At 45.5% G+C, this 22,267-nt stretch carries 23 protein-coding genes; 13 read left to right on the forward strand and 10 right to left on the reverse strand.

Annotated features, from left to right (window positions below; translation table 11 throughout):
* Nucleotides 1-161 precede the first annotated feature (161 nt).
* The 8 genes from rimM to E7L17_RS04725 all read left to right on the forward strand — a co-directional run bounded on the left by rimM (nucleotide 162) and on the right by E7L17_RS04725 (nucleotide 6,769).
* A complete protein-coding gene (gene rimM, locus E7L17_RS04690; RefSeq protein WP_316322101.1) occupies nucleotides 162-680 on the forward strand; it encodes a ribosome maturation factor RimM in 519 nt (172 codons plus the stop codon).
* The gene (trmD, locus tag E7L17_RS04695) at nucleotides 670-1,431 is read left to right on the forward strand and encodes a tRNA (guanosine(37)-N1)-methyltransferase TrmD (RefSeq protein ID WP_316322102.1); all 762 of its coding nucleotides are present in this window, start codon (nucleotides 670-672) and stop codon (nucleotides 1,429-1,431) included. Before rimM ends, trmD begins: the two co-directional genes overlap by 11 nt.
* 262 nt (nucleotides 1,432-1,693) lie before the next feature.
* The gene (locus E7L17_RS04700; RefSeq protein ID WP_009060040.1) at nucleotides 1,694-1,957 is read left to right on the forward strand and encodes an HPr family phosphocarrier protein; all 264 of its coding nucleotides are present in this window, start codon (nucleotides 1,694-1,696) and stop codon (nucleotides 1,955-1,957) included.
* 156 nt (nucleotides 1,958-2,113) lie between these two features.
* Nucleotides 2,114-3,964 (forward strand): excinuclease ABC subunit UvrC, encoded by a 1,851-nt coding sequence (gene uvrC / locus E7L17_RS04705; RefSeq protein ID WP_316322103.1) that lies wholly within the window; start codon nucleotides 2,114-2,116, stop codon nucleotides 3,962-3,964.
* A gap of 23 nt (nucleotides 3,965-3,987) precedes the next feature.
* A complete protein-coding gene (gene rsmD, locus E7L17_RS04710; protein WP_316322187.1) occupies nucleotides 3,988-4,578 on the forward strand; it encodes a 16S rRNA (guanine(966)-N(2))-methyltransferase RsmD in 591 nt (196 codons plus the stop codon).
* Nucleotides 4,575-5,069 carry a pantetheine-phosphate adenylyltransferase gene (gene coaD / locus E7L17_RS04715; protein WP_085833249.1) on the forward strand — a complete coding sequence of 165 codons (495 nt, stop codon included), beginning with the start codon at nucleotides 4,575-4,577 and terminating at the stop codon, nucleotides 5,067-5,069. Before rsmD ends, coaD begins: the two co-directional genes overlap by 4 nt.
* Nucleotides 5,066-5,530, forward strand: coding sequence for an ATPase (locus E7L17_RS04720; protein ID WP_085833250.1), 465 nt, complete (start codon nucleotides 5,066-5,068; stop codon nucleotides 5,528-5,530). Before coaD ends, E7L17_RS04720 begins: the two co-directional genes overlap by 4 nt.
* Before the next feature lie 264 nt (nucleotides 5,531-5,794).
* Nucleotides 5,795-6,769, forward strand: a complete 975-nt coding sequence (locus E7L17_RS04725) for a LysR family transcriptional regulator (protein WP_316322104.1) — start codon at nucleotides 5,795-5,797, stop codon at nucleotides 6,767-6,769.
* Between the two features lie 74 nt (nucleotides 6,770-6,843).
* On the opposite strand, the gene E7L17_RS04730 is transcribed toward E7L17_RS04725, so the two are convergent.
* The 7 genes from E7L17_RS04730 to E7L17_RS04760 all read right to left on the reverse strand — a co-directional run bounded on the left by E7L17_RS04730 (nucleotide 6,844) and on the right by E7L17_RS04760 (nucleotide 14,097).
* Nucleotides 6,844-7,164 carry a putative heavy metal-binding protein gene (locus E7L17_RS04730; RefSeq protein ID WP_316322105.1) on the reverse strand — a complete coding sequence of 107 codons (321 nt, stop codon included), beginning with the start codon at nucleotides 7,162-7,164 and terminating at the stop codon, nucleotides 6,844-6,846.
* A 373-nt stretch (nucleotides 7,165-7,537) separates the two neighbouring features.
* Nucleotides 7,538-7,831 (reverse strand): GNAT family N-acetyltransferase, encoded by a 294-nt coding sequence (locus E7L17_RS04735; protein ID WP_316322106.1) that lies wholly within the window; start codon nucleotides 7,829-7,831, stop codon nucleotides 7,538-7,540.
* A gap of 153 nt (nucleotides 7,832-7,984) precedes the next feature.
* Nucleotides 7,985-9,403 (reverse strand): Asp-tRNA(Asn)/Glu-tRNA(Gln) amidotransferase subunit GatB, encoded by a 1,419-nt coding sequence (gene gatB, locus E7L17_RS04740; RefSeq protein ID WP_316322107.1) that lies wholly within the window; start codon nucleotides 9,401-9,403, stop codon nucleotides 7,985-7,987.
* Nucleotides 9,400-10,866, reverse strand: coding sequence for an Asp-tRNA(Asn)/Glu-tRNA(Gln) amidotransferase subunit GatA (gatA, locus tag E7L17_RS04745; protein ID WP_316322108.1), 1,467 nt, complete (start codon nucleotides 10,864-10,866; stop codon nucleotides 9,400-9,402). Before gatA ends, gatB begins: the two co-directional genes overlap by 4 nt.
* 14 nt (nucleotides 10,867-10,880) lie before the next feature.
* Nucleotides 10,881-11,159, reverse strand: a complete 279-nt coding sequence (gatC, locus tag E7L17_RS04750; protein ID WP_316322109.1) for an Asp-tRNA(Asn)/Glu-tRNA(Gln) amidotransferase subunit GatC — start codon at nucleotides 11,157-11,159, stop codon at nucleotides 10,881-10,883.
* 69 nt (nucleotides 11,160-11,228) lie between these two features.
* Complete coding sequence (gene aspS, locus E7L17_RS04755; RefSeq protein ID WP_316322110.1) at nucleotides 11,229-12,977, reverse strand: aspartate--tRNA ligase; 1,749 nt, start codon at nucleotides 12,975-12,977, stop codon at nucleotides 11,229-11,231.
* A 349-nt stretch (nucleotides 12,978-13,326) separates the two neighbouring features.
* Nucleotides 13,327-14,097: an IclR family transcriptional regulator gene (locus tag E7L17_RS04760; protein ID WP_316322111.1), complete on the reverse strand. Its 771-nt coding sequence runs from the start codon at nucleotides 14,095-14,097 to the stop codon at nucleotides 13,327-13,329.
* Between the two features lie 256 nt (nucleotides 14,098-14,353).
* Here E7L17_RS04760 and E7L17_RS04765 point away from each other — a divergent pair, with 256 nt between their 5' ends.
* From E7L17_RS04765 to E7L17_RS04785, 5 genes are all read left to right on the forward strand, one after another.
* On the forward strand, nucleotides 14,354-15,319 hold the full coding sequence (locus tag E7L17_RS04765; RefSeq protein WP_316322112.1) for a bifunctional 4-hydroxy-2-oxoglutarate aldolase/2-dehydro-3-deoxy-phosphogluconate aldolase: 966 nt from the start codon (nucleotides 14,354-14,356) through the stop codon (nucleotides 15,317-15,319).
* A gap of 75 nt (nucleotides 15,320-15,394) precedes the next feature.
* On the forward strand, nucleotides 15,395-16,414 hold the full coding sequence (locus E7L17_RS04770; protein WP_410470643.1) for a PfkB family carbohydrate kinase: 1,020 nt from the start codon (nucleotides 15,395-15,397) through the stop codon (nucleotides 16,412-16,414).
* A 214-nt stretch (nucleotides 16,415-16,628) separates the two neighbouring features.
* A complete protein-coding gene (locus tag E7L17_RS04775) occupies nucleotides 16,629-17,654 on the forward strand; it encodes a sugar kinase (RefSeq protein ID WP_316322113.1) in 1,026 nt (341 codons plus the stop codon).
* Nucleotides 17,655-17,905: 251 nt separating this feature from the next.
* The gene (locus E7L17_RS04780) at nucleotides 17,906-18,685 is read left to right on the forward strand and encodes an AIM24 family protein (protein ID WP_316322114.1); all 780 of its coding nucleotides are present in this window, start codon (nucleotides 17,906-17,908) and stop codon (nucleotides 18,683-18,685) included.
* A 3-nt stretch (nucleotides 18,686-18,688) separates the two neighbouring features.
* A complete protein-coding gene (locus tag E7L17_RS04785; RefSeq protein WP_316322115.1) occupies nucleotides 18,689-19,468 on the forward strand; it encodes an AAA family ATPase in 780 nt (259 codons plus the stop codon).
* A gap of 66 nt (nucleotides 19,469-19,534) precedes the next feature.
* Here the strand turns inward: E7L17_RS04785 and sufU are convergent, their stop codons facing one another.
* Genes sufU through E7L17_RS04800 form a run of 3 tightly spaced genes read right to left on the reverse strand, consistent with a single transcriptional unit; the run spans nucleotide 19,535 to nucleotide 22,267 of the window.
* Nucleotides 19,535-19,978, reverse strand: a complete 444-nt coding sequence (gene sufU / locus E7L17_RS04790; protein WP_316322116.1) for a Fe-S cluster assembly sulfur transfer protein SufU — start codon at nucleotides 19,976-19,978, stop codon at nucleotides 19,535-19,537.
* The gene (locus E7L17_RS04795) at nucleotides 19,968-21,194 is read right to left on the reverse strand and encodes a SufS family cysteine desulfurase (protein ID WP_316322117.1); all 1,227 of its coding nucleotides are present in this window, start codon (nucleotides 21,192-21,194) and stop codon (nucleotides 19,968-19,970) included. Before E7L17_RS04795 ends, sufU begins: the two co-directional genes overlap by 11 nt.
* Nucleotides 21,191-22,267, reverse strand: coding sequence for a SufD family Fe-S cluster assembly protein (locus E7L17_RS04800; RefSeq protein WP_316322118.1), 1,077 nt, complete (start codon nucleotides 22,265-22,267; stop codon nucleotides 21,191-21,193). Before E7L17_RS04800 ends, E7L17_RS04795 begins: the two co-directional genes overlap by 4 nt.

Below are 22,267 nucleotides of genomic sequence, written 5' to 3' on the forward strand. Positions count from 1 at the left end.
GCTTGTTCCGTAAGGAGTACTGGCTTTGTTGCAGTCTTGTTTTAACCATGGAGTAAATGAGCGGGTTATTCGCTCTTAAAATAGCGTTGCGGTGTATTTCTGCCCTTTTGGCAGGCAATGCTGCAATATGAGAATGAAGATAGGCAATGAGGAGGAAGGGAATGCTGCAGCCATTTTTAGAAGCGGGAAGAATCGTTGGTACGCACGGAATAAAAGGAGAGCTTCGCATAGAGCCTTGGTGTGATTCTGCTGAGTTTTTATCGAAGTTTCGTACTTTGTACTGGGACTCAAACGGAGCTTCCTCAGTTCAGGTACTTTCCAGCCGTGTGCATAAGAGGCTGCTTCTGGCGAATTTAGAGGGCGTAACCTCTGCTACACAGGGTGACTCTATGCGTGGGAGAGTATTGTACCTGCGTCGTGCTGATGTTAAGCTGCCAGAGGGCACTTGGTTTGTGCAGGATATGCTCGGTTTAGCTGTTCTGGATTATGATTCGGGTAAGGAGTACGGCAAACTTACCGATATTTTAAAAACCGGAGCAAACGATGTATACGAAATCACTTCGCCAGATGGGAAAACGTATCTTCTGCCTTCGATTCCACAGGTGGTTCTGGAGCGTGACCCCGAAGCAGGGGTTATGAAAATCAGACCAATCAAGGGGATATTTGACGATGAGGATTGATCTGTTTACTCTTTTTCCCGACATGTGCGAAACTGTAATGGCAGAAAGCATTGTAGGCAGAGCTCGCAAAAAGGGGGCTTTGCAGGTTTGTTGCCACCAAATTCGAGATTACGCGTACGACAAACATTCCCGTGTGGATGACTGCCCATTTGGCGGTGGAATGGGCATGCTATTAATGGCAGAGCCGATTGCAGAGTGTATTGACGATTTGGTGCGTCATTTAGGCAAAAAGCCTCATATCGTTTATATGTCGCCGCAGGGAACCGTTTTAACTCAGCAAAAGATGAATGAGCTGGCGGAATACGAGAACCTCGCCATTTTGTGCGGCCATTATGAAGGAATTGACGAAAGAATCATTGACCGTTATGTGGATGAACAGATCTCTGCGGGGGATTATGTACTTACCGGCGGTGAGCTGCCGGCTTTGATTTTAGCAGACGGTGTTAGCCGTTTGATTCCCGGTGTGCTTTCTGACGACGTTTGTTTTGAAGAAGAAAGCCATTTCAGCGGTCTCTTGGAATACCCGCATTATACCCGCCCTGCCAATTGGCGAGGGATGCAGGTACCGGAGGTTCTTCTTTCCGGTCACCATGCCAATATCGACAAATGGCGAAGAGAGCAATCTTTGCTTCGAACTTGGAAAAATCGTCCCGATATGCTCGAAACGGCTGATTTGGATGAAAAGGACAAACGGTACCTCTCCTTACTTTGTGAAAAAGAGAAGGAATCTTCCTCGAACGAATCAAAATAGAACGCATAATATAGATTATTCGCTGCAATGATGGTAGAGGGTACAAAAGTTTTCAACAATCGGGGCAAACTATACAAAGGGATTGCCTGTCCGAAACAACGTATAGGGCATCAATCCAAAATTAGCCTTCCTTTCTTGACGGCGCTTTCTATTGTGATATAATGACTATGACTTAAAGAATAATGTCAGTTTGTATATTATTATGATGTGGGATGTTTTTTCGGGTTAGAAGCTACATTTTGATGCTAGGAGTGAATTTTGAATGTGCGTGAAAGAAGTATTAGTTCAGAATCAGGTAGGGCTGCACGCTCGTCCGGCTACTTTTTTTATTCAGAAAGCCAATGAGTTTAAGTCTTCTATTTGGGTAGAAAAAGAAGAGCGCCGTGTGAATGCGAAGAGCCTTTTAGGTGTATTATCCCTTGGTATTGTTGGCGGTACCGATATTCGCATTATTGCTGACGGTTCCGATGAGCAGGACGCTGTTGACAGCTTGGTTGCTTTGGTGAAATCCGGTTTTGCGGAGTAAGTATCGGCTTTTGTTATGAACTGCTGAGTGTCGTAGCCAGTGCGGATATGATTTGCATATAAGGCTGATTCCGGCGAATTCTAAGCAATTCAAGGCACCGCTTTGGCGGTGCTTTTTTGTTATTTAACTTGAGCTCTAAGTGTAAGGGAGGAAAGCATGGAAGATCATAAAAAAGAACTGCGTAAAAAAGCGATGCGCCTGCCGCTTACACCGGGAGTTTACCTTATGCGCGATAAGAGCGGCACCATAATTTATGTTGGTAAGGCAAAAGCGCTGAAAAACCGGGTTAGTCAGTATTTTGGTTCTGAAAAAAACCATGACGATAAGGTTCGCCGCATGGTTTCTAACGTACATGATTTCGAGTATATCCTTACCGACAGTGAGTTTGAAGCACTTGTGTTGGAGTGTAGCTTAATTAAGCAATACACGCCCAAATACAATATTTTGCTGAAAGATGATAAAGGCTACCATTACATTCGTATCAGTAAGGGAGAGTGGCCTAAAATATCCGAAGCCAAACAGATTGCGGATGATGGTGCGGAGTACATTGGCCCTTATGTTAGCTCGTGGTCTGTGAAGCAGGCAGTGGACGAGGCTCTCAAAATCTTTCGCCTCCCCTCCTGTAACCGCCGCTTTCCGCAGGATATTGGCAAGGGCAGGCCGTGCCTGAATTACTATATAAAGCAATGCAGTGCCCCTTGTCGCGGCCGTATGAAAGCAGAAGAATACCAGGAAGCTGTTTCAGAGGCTGTGGACTTTCTTCGAGGTGGCAGTACGGAATCGATGAAGCGCCTCACGGAAAAAATGGAGCAGGCGGCAGAAAACTTAGAGTTTGAATATGCTGCCCGAATACGTGACCGTATGAATGCCATTCAGAAAATGCGGGAACGGCAAAAGGTCGTTTCCATTCGAGTTCCCGAGCAGGATGTAATTGCGCTCGCGCAAGGCCCAGGCAGTGCGTGTGTGCAGGTGTTTCGCTTTCGTGGCGGTAATTTAGTGGATCGTGAAACATTCCTTTTAGGGGAAATTGGGAACCTAAAGCAGGCACGCGGTGAGTTTATAGAGCGGTATTATTCTATGCGCGAACAGGTTCCTCCACGCCTTACCTTGGATGGTCCAGTAGAGGATGCCACGTTATTAGAAGAATGGCTCGCTAAGAAGGCTTTGCGTAGGGTTAAGATTACCGTTCCGCAAAAAGGGGAACAGGCTCAGCTTGTTGAAATGTGCCGCAGCAACGCGTCAGAACAGCTGGCGCAGCAAACCGGTCGAACCGGTAAAGAAGCATCCGCACTGGATGAGCTGGCGCGCCTGCTAGGGCTAGAAAACCCACCACAGTATATCGAGTCCTACGATATTTCAAACCTTGCAGGCGGCGATAACGTGGCCGGTATGGTGGTGTTTGAAAATGGGAGACCGTTAAAGTCTGCTTATCGTCGTTTTCAAATCAAAAGCTTTGAAGGGCAAGACGATTATGGCGCGATGCGAGAAGTAATTAGCCGCCGTTTGGGGGAATACTACCAACACAAGGATAGCGGAGAAGGCTTTGGTCGCCTACCAGACTTGATTTTGCTTGACGGCGGCAAAGGGCATGTATCTGCCGTTCGTCCTATTTTACAGGAGTACGGGTTAGATATTCCTCTCTTTGGAATGGTAAAGGATGATAAACACCGTACTCGTGCCATTGCAAAGGATGGCGGCGAAATCTCCATTCAATCTACCCGCAGTGCTTTTACACTGGTTTCTATCATTCAAGATGAGGTTCACCGCTTTGCGATTGGGTATCATCGCCAAATGCGAAAGAAGAACACCATTTCCAGTACACTTACCAATATTCCGGGCGTGGGGGATGCCAGAGCAAGAGCATTACTGCGGCATTTTCGTACCATTACGGCCATTCGGGAAGCAGATTTGGAGCAGCTGTGCGGTGTAAAAGGGATGACTCGTCCTGCCGCGCAAACCATATACGATTATTTTCACTCAAATTCGGGAGAAAAAGATAGCGGTTGACAGTATGCACAAATAATGGGATAATAAATTTAACAAGACTTTGGGAAAGGTCCGGTTTTTATATGCGAATTATTACAGGTTCCGCACGCGGCAAGAGATTGCAATCTCTAGAAGGAGAGCGCGTTCGCCCTACACCCGACCGGGTGAAGGAAGCCCTTTTTAATATTATTCAGTTCGATTTGGAAGGCCGCCGGGTACTCGATTTGTTTGCCGGTTCTGGCCAGCTAGGCTTAGAGGCACTCAGTCGTGGTGCGCGGGAGGCTGTGTTTGTTGATAGCTCACGTGATTCGGTTGCCGTAATTGAGAAAAACATTGAAGCCACAGGGTTTGAAAAGCAGGCAAAGCTAGTGAACTCGGATTCCATTTCTTTTTTATCCCGTAATCCGGAGCCATTCGATATTGCTTTTTTAGACCCGCCCTATCGTACGGGGTTAATTGAGCAAGCGTTGCCTCATACAGCGGCTGTGATGAACCATGGCGGCACGATTATTTGCGAACACCCTAGTGATGAAGAACTCCCTCTTACCGCTGGTGAATTTATGAAGGTGCGTTCTTACCGCTACGGAAAAATTTTGCTGACCGTGTATCGGCATAAGGACGTGACATCGTTATGAAAATAGCAATTTGTCCGGGTAGTTTTGACCCGGTTACCTTTGGGCATTTGGATATTATCAATCGTGCCCGTAAAATTTTTGACCATTTGATTGTTGCCGTTTTGGTCAACCCCAATAAGCATACTAGCTTTACCGTAGAAGAGCGTATTGACATGCTTAAGCGTGCAACAGTAGGTATGACAGACATAGAGATCGTCGGTTTTGAAGGCCTATTAGCAGACTATGCTAAAATTTGCAATGCTACTGCTATTGTAAAGGGTCTACGAGCTTTGTCAGACTTTGAATATGAATTTCAAATGGCTCTGACCAACAAAAAGCTGAACCCGAATTTGGAAACTTTGTTTTTAACGACACGAGCAGAAAATATGTACCTTAGCTCAAGTATTGTAAAACAGGTAGCTACCTTTGACGGGGATATTTCAAATTTTGTGCCAGAGTGTATTTTGGATGACATTACGCAACGTCTTTATACAGGAGGCAAAAAACGATGAATGTAGAGAATTTATTGGATGAGCTCTACGATATGGTAGATAAAGCGTGGAATTTTCCGCTTACTGGTGGTAAAGCAGTGCTGGATGGGGAAGCGGTAAAGGTGATACTCGACGAAATTCGCGATAATCTCCCACAAGAGCTTCGTCAGGCAAAATCCATAGTGGCTGATCGTAACCAAATCATCAGTGATGCAAAGCGCGAGGCAGAAAGCATTGTTCGTATTGCGGAGGAACGTGCCAGAACTCTTGTAAATCAGGATGAAATTGTGCGCCAGGCGCAACAAAAATCGAACGAGCTGATTAGCCAAAGCCAGGCGAAATTTCGTGAGATGCGCCGTGCCTCAAACGACTACATTGACGACTTAATGAAGCGAACGGATGATGCGCTCGCTGCAAATTTAGCGGAACTGCGTAAAACCAGAAATAACATAAAGGCATCTCAAAGAAATAACCAACAATAAATAACAATAAAAAAACGCGCTTTGACATGGCATGGGCGGCCAGTCAAAGCGCGTTTTTTCACCAAATTTCTATTGTTAAGGAATACTCGTAAGCTAGTTTATGAGAATTCATCTTCCTGAATTGGCACTATTTATTGTTCGTTACCATTCACAAAAGTTCCTTGAATTCTTCTATATTGACAATACCAGAAAGAGATAATATAATCAAATACATATAATATAATAGAAATTATATGAATTTATTTATAATGTAGGGAGAATGCCATGTTCCAGACTTTGAAGTACGTTTATGAAATTTATAAAGAAGGTAGCTTTTCTCGTGCGGCAAAGAATTTATACATATCGCAACCCTCTTTAAGTGCAACGATTAAAAAACTGGAGCAAGATATAGGAATCACTATTTTTGACCGAAGTACCACTCCGGTTCAATTAACCGATGCGGGGAAGGTGTATATAGAAACAACTCGGCAAATTTTAGAACTGCAAAAAAACTTAGAGTCTTACTTGCAAGATTATACGGATATGAAAACTGGCACACTCATGTTGGCAGCTCCGCAGTTTTTTGCATCCTATTTTATGGCTCCGCTAATATCAAGATTCGATAGCCTGTACCCAGGCATTCAGCTTCAGGTAAATGAGGCAAGCACACCGGAGCTTCAGCAAAAGCTATTGGATTCGGAAGTGGATCTAGTGATTGACAGTAGCACATTTGATGACAAGCTCTTTCGAAGCTACCCATTGAGAGAAGAGCATATCCTCCTTGCTGTACCAGAACAATATGAGATTAATCGCCACTTAATGGAATACCGTATGACCGCACGTGACGTATGCGAGGACGCATATAAAAATCCGGATTGTAAGCCAGTGAATCCGATTATCTTTCGTGAATTCACTTTCTTACTGCTTCACAAAGGGCATAATATGAATACGTTTGCCAATGGATTATTTGAACAATATCATTTCACACCAAAACGTACCTTGTACTTGGATCAGCTTATGACGTCATATAATCTGGTCAAGCAGCAAATCGGCATGGCCTTTGTGTCAGATACCGTAATCAAACGTACTTCTGGTGAACCGGGAGCATATTTATATAAGGTACAAGCTCCGAATGTTTGCCGCCACATTTATATCGCGCATAAAAAAAATCGATATATCAGCAAGGCAATGCGAGAGTTTATTCGTTTGTCTCAGCAGATTTATCAGGAGAATCCTTATACAGCACAACGATTTGTCTGATCATTTTCTATATTTAATTTAATACGAAAAAAAGCCTTAGCAGCACGAGTTGTACTATTAAGGCTTTTTATTAATTATTGAACGACTACTGCGGTACCAGAGGCGGTTACCATTAACATATTGTTATCTGTTCCAAGTACTTCGTAGTCAACATCTATTCCAATCACAGCGTTTGCGCCTAAAGCAGCAGCACGGCTCTGCAGCTCCAGCATCGCTTTGTCTCGCGCTTCCATAAGCTCGCCCTCATAGGAAGAGGATCTTCCTCCAAAAAAGTTCGTAAGACCCGCCGCAAAATCCTTCATAAAATTGACGCCGGAAACAACTTCTCCGAAAACGATTTGCTTATACTCTACAATTCGTTTGCCTTCTATTGTGTTAGTTGTAGTTAGAATCATTGCTCATCACCTTCCTTTCCATTCCCGTTTTTTAAGGATAGCATAGTTTATTTAAATTATATATGCTTATTTTATTAAATAAATAATAATAAAAAGTTTGCTAGTATGATTTACTTAATTGAAAGATAAAGGAAGGGGAAGAACCCAATGGTTCTTCCCCTATATTACGTTTGAATGGAGATTAATTTTACGTCCTGTCATAGGCGGACTTACCAAGAGGTGCCAAGCGGATACATCAATTAAATTTAATTGTGTTTCAACGATAGTTTACATCCGCCAGCACCAAAAAAACAGAGTGTGTTTTATGGCAAGGCTTCAGCAAAGTTTCGTTCTTCGCCTGAACTTCCTCGACAATAGCATGTGCCGCCAGTGGCTATTTATTTCTGGAAATTTCTGAATCCAAAAGATTTGAAAACTCATTATTTTTTTCAAACCAAGCAACGGCATAAGGGCAAGTGGCAATTGCCTTTTTCCCTTGTGCACGAATCGAATCTACCGCTGCTAACATCAGCTTGCCAGCAACGCCTTGGCCGCGCAGAGAATCATCTACAAACGTATGATTAATATCAACGGTTGTGGATGAAATGTTCGGAAACGTGATTTCCGCTATCAATTTGCCTGTTTCATCATTTGAAAAAATGCGATTGTCCTCTTTTGTAAATTCCATAAACAAGCTCCTTTTTCTTCTCAGTATCTCCATTTTTATCTTAATAAAATTTTGGTTTCTCCCCGACGGAAAGCAGGGGAGAAACCGATTTATGCGTTACATTATTTTTGTTTGAACTTGATTTCGAAAATCAATTGCGAACGCTTTTGGTGTTTAGCCTAGCGAAATCAGCTCAATCAGAATTCGTTCTGCTTCAAGAGCATCCGCTCTGCCACGGCTCGCCTTCATAACCATACCAAGCAAGGCTTTGAGGGCCTTTTCTTTACCAGCACGGTAGTCTGCAACCGCATTGGGGTTCGCCGCAATGGCCTCTTCACAGAGCTTTTTCAGATCCCCGGAATCTACTCCGCTCAAATCACTTTCACTGAGGAAATCGGTGGCAGGTTTGCCGCTGTCCAGCATTTTATCCAAAGTGGATTTCAGCAAATTCATACGGATTTTGCCGCTGTCTAACAAAAGAACCAATTCTTTCAGGTAAGAAGCGGGGATGGAGACCTCGAATTTTTCTTTGGCATCATCATTGTCCATACGGCGGAAAATCTGACCGATAATGCAGTTTGCAACGGTTTTCGGGTTTGCCACGCCTTCACTTGCTGCTTCAAAGAATTCCGCAATCGCGCGGGATTTTGTAAGCTGCAATGCGTCGGCTTCCGGCAGGCCAATTTGGTTAATATAACGCTCACGCTTTACTTCCGGCAGTTCCGGCAAAGCACGGCGGATGGCCTCAATCTCTTCTTCTGTTACATGGATGGTAATCAAATCCGGCTCACGGAAATAGCGGTAATCGTCGGCATCCTCTTTGCTTCTCATGCTGGAGGTGGTACCGTCAGCCTCATTGTAGCGCAGGGTTTCCTGCGTAATTTTCCCGCCGTTTTCAAGAACATCAATCTGACGGGTGTACTCATATTCAATCGCCTTTGTCATAAAGGTGATTGAGTTCATGTTTTTAATTTCTGTTCGGGTACCGTATTCTTCCGTGCCGACCGGGCGAACGGAGATATTAACATCGCAACGCATGGAGCCTTCCTGCATTTTGCAGTCAGACACGCCGATAAATTTCATAGCGAGCTGTAACTTCTCTACGTATTCGCGTACCTCTTCACTGCTGCGGAAGTCTGGCTCAGTAACAATTTCGATAAGTGGAACGCCGCCGCGGTTGTAGTCCACATATGTGTTGCCGCCTTGGTGAACCAACTTGCCGGCATCTTCCTCTATATGGATACGGTTAATGCGGATTCTGCGCCCGTTGGAAAGGTCAATATGGCCATTTTTGCAAAGCGGCATATCGAACTGAGAAATTTGGTATGCCTTGGGCAAATCGGGGTAGCAGTAGTTTTTACGGTCCATTTTGGAGATAATGGAGATTTCACAGTTCGTGGCTAGGCCAGCCATAATCGCGTACTCTACCACTCGTTTATTGAGCTTTGGCAGTGTTCCGGGAAACCCTACGCAAACCGGGCAACAGTGCGTGTTTGGGTCGCCGCCGAACTCCGTAGAGCAGCTGCAAAAAATCTTTGTATTTGTGGAAAGCTCCACGTGGGTTTCAAGACCCGATACTAATTCGTATTTCATAATTGCACCCCCATACTAGCTGCGCGGAATACATTTTCTCTGGTAGCCTGCTCAAACTGGTAAGCGGCATTGAGAAGAGTAGCCTCACAGAAAGAATTACCAATGAGCTGTAAGCCAATCGGCATTCCTTTCTGGTCAAATCCGCAGGGGAGAGAGAGAGCAGGAATTCCTGCAATATTAATCGGAACGGTGCAGATGTCCGTCAAATACGTTTCAACCGCATTTTGCTCTGCTTTACCACGCTCAAAGGAAGTCATCGGCACGGTAGGCGCTGCAATGACATCGCAGCGTTCAAAAGCGGACTGGAACGCCTGAACCAATACACCGCGAAGACTCTGCGCTTTTTTATAATACGCATCATAGTAACCAGCACTCAAAACATAGGTACCAAGCAGAATGCGTCGTTTTACTTCTTTACCGAAGCCTTCACTGCGTGTTTTTGCGACCATTTCGTTTACATCATTGTAGTTAGAGGCTTTATAGCCATAGCGAATACCATCAAAGCGACCAAGGTTCGAAGAAGCCTCTGCACAGCTTAAAATGTAATATACCGGCAAAGCGTAAGAGAGCTGGGGAAGATCAATCTCAACTAATTCTGCGCCAAGTTCACGGTAAATCTGCATGGAGCGCTCAATCGCTTGGCGCACATCATCACGAACACCGTCGAAGTACTGCTTTGCAAAGCCGATTCTCATGCCCTTAATATCTTTTTTCAAAGAGTCGCATGCCAATTCCTTTGCACCAAGAGAAGTGGAATCCATTCGGTCTTGCTTTGCCAAAGCATCGTATACCAAGGCAGTATCCTCCACGTTTGTGGCAATCGGGCCTACTTGGTCAAAGCTAGAGGCATAGGCAACTACGCCGTAACGTGAAACCGCACCATAAGTAGGTTTCAGGCCAACGATACCGCAAAAGCTCGCCGGCTGACGAATGGATCCGCCTGTGTCGGTTCCCAGGCCATATACTGCTAAGTTGCCTGCAACCGCACTCGCAACTCCGCCAGAGCTGCCGCCTGCAACGAAATTGGTGTTGTGGGGATTCCATGCTCCTCCATAAATGGAGGTTTCATTGGAAGAACCCATGGCAAATTCGTCCATGTTGGTTTTTCCTAAAAGTACAGCGCCTCTGCTGTGCAGTAATTTCCAAACGGTTGCATCGAATACCGGGCGGTAGCCCTCTAAAATTTTAGAGCCGCAAGTGGTTTCAATTCCTGTGGTAGAGATGTTGTCTTTGAGGGTCATCGGGATGCCCTCAAGAATATTAATTTCTTCACCACGTGCTATTTTTGCGTCAACTTCCTGCGCTGCCGCTAGGGCAGCTTCTGGGGTAAAGTGAACGTAGGCATTGAGGGCGGGATTGTCCGCTTCAATCGCCTGTATATAGGTTTTGGTCAGCTCTTGGCAAGAAATTTCTTTTGCTTGCAAAGAGTGATGAAGTTTCTTAATTTTACCGTAATCTTCCATTGATTACACCCGCCTTATCCTCTTTTTTTCACCAAGAAGTAACCGTCCTCCTGGCTTTCTGCGTTGCGCAGAATATCCTCTGAAGGAAGAGACGGCTCAACGACATCCTCACGAAACACGTTTTCCAATTGATTGATGTGATCAAAATCTGAGGACTCCACATTGGCCTGATTAATGGTATTGGCGAAATTTATAATTTCGTCCATATCTTTCGTAAAAGCCTCCAGCTCATCCTCGCGGATTTGGAGCTTGGCAAGCCGTGCAATTTTTAATATATCTTCATGTGTGACCAAGCGGAAACGCCTCCTTGTAATTTTTAACTCTCCCCTCACAAAAATGGGAGAGGAGAGAAATTTTTAGAATTATCTAATTTTAATATGAACTTCACGCAGCTGCTGCTCGGTAACCTCGGTAGGTGCACCAAGGAGCAAATCTTGCGCGTTGCTGTTCATGGGGAATGCAATCACTTCACGAATGTTTTGCTGTTCGGTGAGCAGCATTACCATGCGGTCAACTCCGGGAGCCATACCAGCATGCGGCGGTGCTCCATAGTGGAACGCATTGTACAGCGAGCCGAATTTCTCGCGGATGTCTTCCTCAGTGTAGCCTGCAATTTCAAATGCCTTCACCATGATTTCAGGGTCGTGGTTACGCACAGCACCAGAAGAAAGCTCAACGCCATTGCAAACAATATCGTACTGGTAAGCGAGAATCTCTTCGGGATTCTTGCCTTGCAGTGCCTCAAGGCCGCCTTGGGGCATAGAGAAGGGGTTGTGAGTGAAAATGTATTTGCCGGTGTCCTCATCAATTTCATACATGGGGAAGTCGACAATAAAGCACATTTCAAAACGAGATTCATCAATCAAGTTCAAGCGTCTGCCAAGCTCGGTACGAATTTGCCCGGCCAGCTTTGCAGCAGCGGTTTTTTCATCTCCAATAAAGAAAATGACATCGCCCGGAATTAAACCGGCACGCGAAATAAGCTCTTTCAGTTTGTCATCCGGCAAGAATTTGGTGATGGGGCCCTTGTATTCGCCCTCGCCGATTACACTGATATAACCAAGGCCCTTCATGCCAATTTCTGTTGCGAATTTCAGCATGTTTTCAAAGAAGCTCTTTGGTTGGGAAGTGCAGCCCGGCACACGAATGGCACGGATGGTCTTATTCTTAAACGGTGCAAATGTGGTATTATCGAAAATATCGGAAATATCGATAATTTCAAGCGGGTTCCTCAAATCGGGTTTATCCGTGCCATATTTGAGCATGGACTCCTGAAAAGGAATGCGCACAAACGGTGCTTTGGAGACCTGCTTATTCGAGAACTTCGCAAATACTTCGGAGAGAACCTCTTCTGCAATAGCAAAAACATCTTCCTGTGTAGCAAAAGCAAGCTCAAAGTCGAGCTGGTAGAACTCGCCGGGTGAACGGTCTGCTCTTGCATCTTCATCACGGAAGCAGGGTGCGATTTGGAAGTAACGGTCAAAGCCAGATACCATCAGCAGCTGCTTGAAAATCTGCGGAGCCTGCGGCAGCGCATAAAATTTACCGTGATGCTTACGGCTGGGAATCAAGTAGTCTCTCGCGCCCTCCGGAGAAGAAGTAGAGAGAATGGGGGTTTGAATCTCCAAAAAGCCCATTTCGGTCATTTTCTGGCGCAGAAAGGAAATCACCTGCGAGCGAAGCACGATATTATTGTGAACCTCCGGATTACGTAAATCCAGAAAGCGGTATTTTAGGCGAACGTCTTCCTTGGTTTCTGTGGAATTGGTAATCTCAAAGGGAAGGGGGTTGGTTACCTTGCCAAGCACGGTAAGAGAATCTACCTTTATTTCCACTGTACCAGTTGCCAGCTTGGAGTTTACGGTGTCTGCATCACGCAAAGTCACCTTACCCTCAACGCTGATGGTGCATTCACGCACTACGTTCTGCATCATGGCTTCGTCGTGTACAACAACCTGCACCACGCCGTAATGATCCCGCAAATCCAGAAACTGTACTCCGCCATGGTCGCGGATATTCTCAACCCAGCCCGCCACGCGAATCGTCTGGTCAATATCGGTTTCACTCACCCTGCCACACAGGCGGGTGTGATATTTGTTAGCGCAAATCATATCTCAATTAATCCTTTCGTCTGCTCAGATTTCTGAAAACAATTACAAATAATTATACCATCAAATGCAGGGGGTTTCAACAAAAGCAGTGCATATTTTGCATAAAAAGCTTCCATATCTCGCAAATTTCACTGCAATTTGGTATTTATTATCATCCGATATAGAATAATTCGTTCTTTGCGTTCCTTTTTGCCGTAAAAAATACAGTGTGCACGGTTAAAAGCCGCTTATTTTCTCAATAAAAGTAATTCGTCAACTATAAGAGTTACTATTAAAGTTTTTCCCGTATCTTACCAAAAATCCATTAGAGTAAACGGAAAAATGCGAGCCTATTCTCAGGTACCGGAAATCACTTTCCGGAAAAACCCAATTCCTGAGAAAGGTCTCGCTTTGTTTGGAGAACATATTCCGAGAGCTCCTGGATGCGTTCGTCTGACATACGGGAAACGGGTGCAGAAATACTAAAGGCGTTCGATGCACGACCGTAAAAATCGGTTACACAAGCGGCAATGCAGCGTACCCCTAACTCGTTCTCTTCGTTGTCGAGCGCGTAGCCTTGCTTGCGAATTTGCTCAATCTCTAGCATAAGCTGCTCAAAGGTTACAATGGTGTGTTCAGTATAGGGATGAATATCGCTTTGGTTCCATACATCTTGTATTTCGCTGTTTTTCATTTGAGCGAGTATTGCCTTGCCAACTCCAGTGGAGTACATCGGCTGGCGTAGCCCAATGCGAGATACCATGCGGATGCTGTTCGCGTCGGATTCCACTTTATCCACATAAATAATGTGGGTGTTTTCTCGCTGAACAAAGTGAACCGTTTCATGAGTTTGCCTCATTAAGCGTTCTAAAAACGGGCGCGCAACAGCAAGAATGTCGAGTTTTGAGAGCAGCATTCCCGCAAGCCCTAAAATTTTGTAGGTGGGCAGGTATTTACCAGACTCCTCCTCCTGCCGTGCATATCCCATTAAAACGAGGGATTTGAGGAGGCGATGTACGGTGCTTTTATGAAGGGAAAGCCGTGTGCTCAGTTCCGTTAGAGTGACTGGGCCGCTCTGTACCAGAGCTTCCAACAGTTCAAAAATACGCTCTGCCGACTGAACGGGATTAGATTGGGGCATACACCAATTTCTTCCTTTCCAAATTGGATGAATCTTAAAACTAAAACAGGTAAAGCTGCAAAAAAGTACGTAAAAATATTGCTTAAAAAGCAAAGCGACTGACTTAGTTCTCTAATAGTATCATAGTGAATCGGGAAAAACAATTGGAAACCTGTAAGATTCTATTGACTTCACGCGGGGAAACAGTATAATAAAAGTACAAAGAAATGAAACTAAGTTCCACATTATGAAACTAAAAGAATCAGAGGTGCTGAACATGAATGAAACATTAAAAAAAATTGGTGCAATTGGTATTGTTCCGGTCGTTAAAATCGATGACGCAAAGGATGCGGTTCCGCTAGCCAAGGCGCTTTGCGAAGGCGGCTTGCCCTGTGCGGAGGTTACTTTTCGTACCGATGCGGCAGAAGAGGCCATTCGCGCAATGTCTCAGACATTCCCTCAAATGCTTGTAGGTGCAGGTACTGTACTGAATACCGAGCAGGTAGACAAAGCGGTTGCTGCCGGTGCTGCATTTATTGTTAGCCCTGGCCTGAACCCCAAAGTTGTAAAGTATTGTGTAGATAAAGGGATTCCGGTGACACCCGGTACCTCAAATGCGAGCGATATTGAGCAGGCCATTGAGCTTGGGCTCGACGTTGTAAAGTTCTTCCCGGCGGAGCAGGCAGGCGGCCTTGCTATGATTAAAGCATTGGCAGCTCCTTATGTGAAAATGAAGTTTATGCCCACCGGCGGAATCAGCGCGAAAAACCTGAACGAGTATCTGTCTTACAATAAAATTTTAGCATGCGGCGGCAGCTGGATGGTAAAGCCCGAGCTGATTAGCGCAGGGGAGTTTAATAAAATTCGCGATATGACCCGTGAAGCAGTGCAGACTATGCTGGGCTTTGAAATTGGCCATGTTGGTATTAACACCAAAGATGCAGCCGAAGCCGGTGAATTAACCGATGCGTTCAGTGATATTTTTGGCTTTGCTAAGAAAGAGGGCAATAGCTCCTTCTTTGCCGGTACCGCAGTAGAAATTATGAAGTTTATGGGGTATGGTGAGCGCGGCCATTTCTCAATCAATACCAATTTCTTGCCCAGAGCCATCAGCTACTTTGAGAGCCGCGGAATTGAGTTTGATGCTGATTCTGCAAAGTATGATGATAAAGGCAACATGACCATCATTTATTTAAAGCGCGATTTCTGCGGCTTTCGAGTACATCTTGCCCAGAAAAAGTAAAAATTACCCAACAGAAAAAGATGTTCTTTTGCATGGAAGAATAGAAAGTATATATCATTTGGAGGATTCATTAAGATGAAAGTAGTTACCTTTGGTGAAATTATGTTGCGCCTTGCTCCGGAAGGCTATTATCGTTTTGTTCAGGCTGAAAACTTTGGCGCTACCTACGGCGGTGGCGAAGCCAACGTAGCCGTTTCTCTTGCCAATTATGGCATTGAGGCAAGCTTTGTAACAAAGCTGCCGAAGCACGACATTGGCCAGAGTGCAGTTAATTCCCTCAGAAGATTTGGAGTCGATGTTTCTAAAATCCCCCGCGGCGGCGACAGAGTAGGTATTTACTTCTTAGAGAAGGGTGCCAGCCAACGTCCTTCCAAGGTTATTTATGACCGTGCCGGTTCTGCAATTGCAACTGCACAGCCTTCCGATTTTAATTGGGATGATATTTTTGAGGGTGTGGATTGGTTCCATTTCACCGGTATCACTCCCGCTATCAGCGACAGTGCAGCAGCAATTTGCCTTGAAGCCTGCAAAGCTGCAAAACGCCACAATGTAAAAGTGAGCTGCGACCTCAACTACCGCAAGAACCTATGGTCTCGCGAGAAGGCTGGTCAGGTTATGGGCGGCCTGATGGAATATGTAAATGTTTGCATCTCCAACGAAGAAGATGCCAGCGATGTGTTCGGCATCAAAGCAGCAAATACCGACATTACCGGCGGTAAAATCAGCCATGAGGGCTACAAAGAGGTTGCCAAGAAGCTTGCAGACACCTTCCATTTTGACAAGGTTGCCATTACGCTTCGTGGTTCTATTTCTGCTAGCGATAACAACTGGGCTGCAATGCTGTATGATGGCAGCGACTACTATTTCAGCAAAAACTACCTCATTCGCATTGTTGACCGTGTAGGCGGAGGCGATAGCTTCGGCGGCGGTTTGATTTACTCCTTGCTAAACGACTATGCTCCCCAGGATGCAATTGAGTTTGCCGTTGCGGCAAGCTGCCTCAAGCACACCATTGAGGGTGACTTTAACCAGGTTTCTGTGGATGAAGTAAATAAGCTTGCACTGGGAGACGGCTCTGGCCGTGTTCAGAGATAACAAGCTAGAGTAGAAAAACACCGTGACGCGCGGTGTTGCAGAAAGGGCACCGAAGAATCATCATCATTCGGTGCCCTTTTCTTACATAAGCGGTTATGGGGAAATTCAGCCGGCACAGCGAGCTTTCATAATTGATTCGTATGAGTTCAGATTTAAATAATCATAATAGATAAACTTTAGAATGTAGTGTTGCTTGTGAAAAGGAGCAGATGACATGGAATCCAAACGACCTTTTGACGCCATCACCTTTGGGGAAATTATGCTGCGGCTATCACCCACCATCAACGAGCGAATTGTTGATGGTGTGGTGTTTGAAAAGAGAGCCGGCGGCTCGGAGCTGAATGTTTCCTCCGGTCTATCTCTTTTAGGGCTGCGCACGGGTATTATTTCAAAAATCCCTCGTAGTGAAGTTGGTACTTTTATTAAAAACCGCATCCGCTTTGGCGGTGTGAGTGATGACTTTTTGCTCTACGATGAAAACCGCGATGCTCGCCTAGGCGTGTATTACTACGAAAATGGAGCTCACCCCAGAAAGCCTTGTGTGGTGTACGACAGAAAGCATTCTTCTATCAATAGCATCACGCTCGATGAGATTCCCGAATCTGCCTATACCAGCACACGTGTGTTCCATACAAGCGGTATCTCTCTTGCCCTTAGCCAGCAAACCCGTGAGGTGGCTTTAGAGCTGGTTCGCCGTTTTCGTGCAGGTGGGGCAAAAATCTCGTTTGACGTAAACTACCGGGCAAATTTATGGGATGAGCAAGAGGCACGTAGTACGATTGAGAGTATTTTGCCGTATATCGACATCCTCTTTGTATCTGCGGAAACTTCTCGCAGAATGTTCCAAAAAACAGGCGAGCTACATGATATTATGAAGAGCTACTGTAAGGATTACGGAGTGGAAGTTGTTGCAACAACAAACCGGCAGATTATTAGCCCCAAGCAGCACACTTTTGGCTCTATTTTGTACAGTGCCAAGGAAGACCGTTTCTTTGAGGAAGAGCCGTATTCTAATATCGAAGTGGTAGACCGCATTGGCAGTGGCGACGCATATGTGGCGGGTGTATTGTTTGGGTTGCTCAAATACGGCGATCACCAAAAGGCGCTTGAGTTTGGTAATGCGAGCAGTGCCGTGAAAAATACCATACCGGGCGATATGCCGGCTTCGGATTTTCGTGATGTTGAGCGGCTGATCAAAGAACATCAAAACACCGGCGAACAAAGTGAAATGAATCGCTGATGAATGATAGAAAAAGCACAGTGCAGAGTTGTTTACTGTACTGTGCTTTTTATGCGGCAATTAATAAATCAGAGCATTATGTAGTTAAGTATTTGAGCATAGAATATTTGCTGGAATCTACGGTTCGGTTTTTCTGCAAAGAAGAACAATAATGGGTTGAGTAGATTGACTTTATAGTACTGTTTCTGTAAGATGAAATCATTAGATATGGTTTAACTAGTAATAAACAGAGTTTAAGGAGGAGTTGCATTTTGTATTCTATTTCGAATTTTAGTGATAACGACGACATAACCACACTGGCATCCATGGGGGCGTTCACGGTTCTGGAGTATCAGCGTGACCTCAGTGTGATGCCCCATGATGCTCAAACAGCCTATTTTGCAAGCAAAATGAATGTTCGTAAAAGACAGGTTGTTTGCGATATGAGCAAAGCAAATGGCGGTATTACCTTGCAGGCCGGAGCAATGCAGTGGACGGTTGGCAATGTGAACGCTACAACTGGGATTAAAGGTGTTGGCGATTTTTTAAGCAAAGCCATGCGTGGCTCGGTAACCGGTGAGTCTGCCATTAAGCCCGAATATACCGGCAACGGCCTTTTGGTATTGGAACCAACCTACCGCCATATTATCTTGGTGAATCTTCAAGATTGGAACGGTTCAATTGTTCTGGATGACGGTTTGTTCCTTGCCTGTGAATCCACGCTGAAGCACAAAGCGGTGATGCGCTCGAATTTTTCTTCCGCAGTAGCGGGTAACGAGGGTCTTTTTAACCTCGGTGTTAGCGGCAATGGTGTTCTTTGTTTGGAATCGTATTGCCCACGGGAAGAACTGGTTGAGATTACTCTGCAAGATGATGTCTTAAAAGTGGACGGAAATATGGCAATTGCGTGGAGTGGCAGCCTGATCTTTACGGTGGAGCGCTCGGGTAAATCGCTGATGGGCTCTGCGGTTTCCGGCGAAGGATTGGTAAATGTATACCGCGGTACCGGTAAGGTTCTTCTCGCGCCCGTTTCAGGGAATATTGTTGAATAATAAATGGGTGCAGAATTTTTAGAGTCGCTGTACCTGCGGCGTGTAGAACTCAATAAACTGCCACAACAAAAGAATTACTGGGAGACGCTCCCTGCGGTACAAAGTCTGCGAAAAAAACCACTGGTACTGGAGCAGCCGGTCACGTTTTTGGTGGGGGAGAACGGAACTGGTAAATCTACTTTACTTGAGGCCATTGCGGTTGCCGCCGGGTTTAACGCAGAGGGTGGCACACGAAATTTCACCTTCTCTTCCAGAGAAACGCACTCCCAGCTGTGTGAGTATCTTCATCTTGTGAAAGGGGTTCGGCGCCCGAGAGACGGCTTTTTCCTGCGTGCAGAAAGCTTCTATAATGTTGCGAGTAATATTGATGACCTCAATGCAATTCGAACGAGTCGGCCTCCTCTTATTAACAGCTATGGGGGAAAATCACTGCATGAGCAATCGCATGGAGAAAGCTTTTTGTCTTTGGTTCTAAACCGCTTTGGGGGAGAGGGGCTTTATCTTTTGGATGAACCGGAGGCGGCGCTGTCGCCGTCCCGTCAAATGTCGATGTTAGCACATCTTCACCAATTGGTAGAGCAAAATTCTCAGCTTGTGATTGCCACTCATTCTCCTATTTTGATGGCATACCCCGGAGCGTGCATTTACGTGCTCTCTAAGGATGAGGGGATATGCCGTACTCCTTATGAGCAAACCGAGCACTATATTGTCACTCGAGAGTTTTTAAACCACCCCGAAAAAATGGTACAATATCTGCTTCGTGAGGAAGAAGACAATAGCTGAAAATAAAGGAAAGGCACGTCTGAAATTCAGACGTGCCTTTCCTTTATTCTAGATTTAAAAAAGATGTTATTCAGGACACTTAACTTCTGACTGAATGGCTTCTTCTAGTGTGTGCCAAGCCAAAACCGCACATTTTACACGTGCGGGCATCTTTGAAATATTTTGGAATGCAGCTGCATCCTCCAGCTCGTCGAGTGCTTCATCATCCAGCTTGCCTTCCTTAATCATCGAAAGAAAGGTGTTGGCAAGGTGCATCGCATCTTCCTTTGTTTTCCCTTTAATCAGGTCAATCATAATGGAAGCGGAGGCCTGTGAAATTGCACAGCCCATACCGGTAAAAGAAGCGTCTTCAATGATTCCGTCTTTTTCACGAACCTGCAGAGAAATTTCATCTCCACAGCTGGGGTTTACCCCTTTAATAACAGCAGTAGGGTTTTCCAGTTCGCGCTTATTGCGCTTGGAACGGCTATTTTCCGTTATAATTTCCGAATAAATCTGGTCAAGCTCCATAACCCATTACTCCTCTGACTTTTTTCAGGCTTTCCAGAAACGCATCAATGTCTTCTTTGGTGTTGTACACTGCAAAGCTAAGACGGCTGGCTGCATACAGCTCTAAATGGTGAAGCAGAGGCTGTGCGCAATGGTGCCCAGCACGAACACAAACACCGTCTGCATCCAATATGCTGGCAATGTCATGCGGGTGAACATCCTCAACCAAAAAGGAAATAGCGCCGAAGCGTTCATTCGCAGGAATATCGCCGCCTAAAACAGTTACATGGGGGATTTTCTTCATCCCCTCAATGGCATAAGCCATGAGCTCATGCTCAATGCGGGTGATTTCTTCCCAGCCAATTCCCTGCATGAATTTCACGGCTGCGGCAAGGCCAACAGCACCGCCGGCGTCTTGTGTTCCGGCTTCAAATTTTTGGGGAATGGGGGCATAGGTGGTAACCTGTTCTTCAACAGAGTCAATCATGTCGCCGCCGGAAAGGAAGGGGGGCATTTTCTCGAGCAGGCTTCTTTTACCCCAAAGAGCACCAATACCCAGCGGTGCGTACATTTTGTGGCCGGAGAACACGGCAAAATCCACACCAAGTTGCTCTACATTTACCGGCATATGGGGAACGCTCTGGGCGCAATCAAGCACCACAACAGCGCCAACCTCATGCGCGCGCTTTACAATCTTTTCAATGGGAAGCTGAACGCCAAGCACATTTGAAATATGAACAACCGAAACGAGTTTGGTTTTCTCTGTGATTTTAGCGGCAATCTCTTCATCGGTAATCCTTGCTCCATCTGTTAGGTACAGGTAGTCAAGGGAGGCACCAACAATTCCGGCTACATGTTGCCACGGCACTAAATTACTGTGGTGCTCGGCAATGGAAATAGTAATGCCATCGCCTTCGGAGAGAAAATTCATACCATAGCTGTATGCAATCAGGTTAAGTGCTTCTGTTGCATTGCGGGTGAAAATTAGTTCAGCTGCATCTTTTGCACCAATAAATTCGGCTACAACCTTGCGGGCATCTTCAAATGCATTCGTTGCGCGAACTGCAAGCTCATATACACCACGGTGCGGATTGGCGTTATCATTGCGATAGAAATCATCCACCGCCTTTAAAACGCTTACCGGACGCTGTGCTGTGGCAGCGTTATCTAAATATACGATTGGCTTTCCGTTTACTTTTTGCTGCAATAAGGGAAATTGCTCTTGTATCCGGTTCATGCGTTTTTCATCCTTTCTTTGAGCCACTCACGCACAGATTCCCGCAGATCTTCTACCGGAATCTTCTCCAGTGCCGGAGTGAATTGTGCTTCAATTACGATTTGCTTGGCCTGTTGTTCCGAAATGCCACGAGACATTAAATAGAACAGCTTGCTTGCATCGATTTTTCCAATGCTTGCAGCATGCTGACCCTCTACGTTTTCTTCCCCGCACAAAATCAAAGGTGCGGTGCGGTTGCGTACCTTGGGGCTGAATAGCAGAGTATACTCGCTTTCATGCCCAACGGAATAGGAAGCACCGCGCAGAAAATCGATGGTTCCACGGTAAATCTTCTGGCATTCATCCAGCAAAGCACCGTTCGCGTGAATTTCGCTCTCGGTTTCTTTGCCGATATGCTGAGCCAAATAGTTCATATCTATGATTCTGGATTTATCACCCAGATAAATGGTTTCGTTTTCAAAACGGCTGTGGCGTTCCTCCAGCCGAGCCTTACAGCCCGAAAGAAGCTTTTGTGCCCCCAGCTCAATGTGGATTACCTCTACTAAGGCACCTTCTTTTTCAATTACGCCAACATCATCAAAATGGAATGCGTTATCTCCCAGAAGCTGAACCTGCACAAGGCGTACATGTGCTCCTTTTTCCGCATAAATTTTAGTAAGGCTGGTGTGGAATACATTTTCACTGCCCTCTGAGCGGTAGCTTAGCACCAAGGTGACGCTGCTATTTTCTTTGGCATAAATGGTATTGTAATCGGCAAGAACAGGGGAGGAGGCGCCGAGAACATATTCCATTGTAATCGGTTCTTCGGTTTTGCCTTCTGCAACCAGGTGAATTTCTGTATTTCTATTTTGCAGAACAAACTGTGCTGCATCCTTGCCCATTCCGGTTTCTATTGTGTCTGCGCCGTTAAAAGCGTTGGCTTGCTCGGTTACTCCTTGTGGCAGGTTAAGAGATTGTTTTTCCCAAGCGGCAAACTCACCGGGAATCTCTTCTTCTACCGCAATGCCGTTTACTCCAAGCCACTTCCATGTTCTGACTGGCAGCAGGTTTACTTGATTTAAGGTCATGTTCAT

The organism is Clostridium sp. (assembly GCF_032576335.1).
GTDB lineage: Bacteria > Bacillota > Clostridia > Oscillospirales > Acutalibacteraceae > Faecalispora.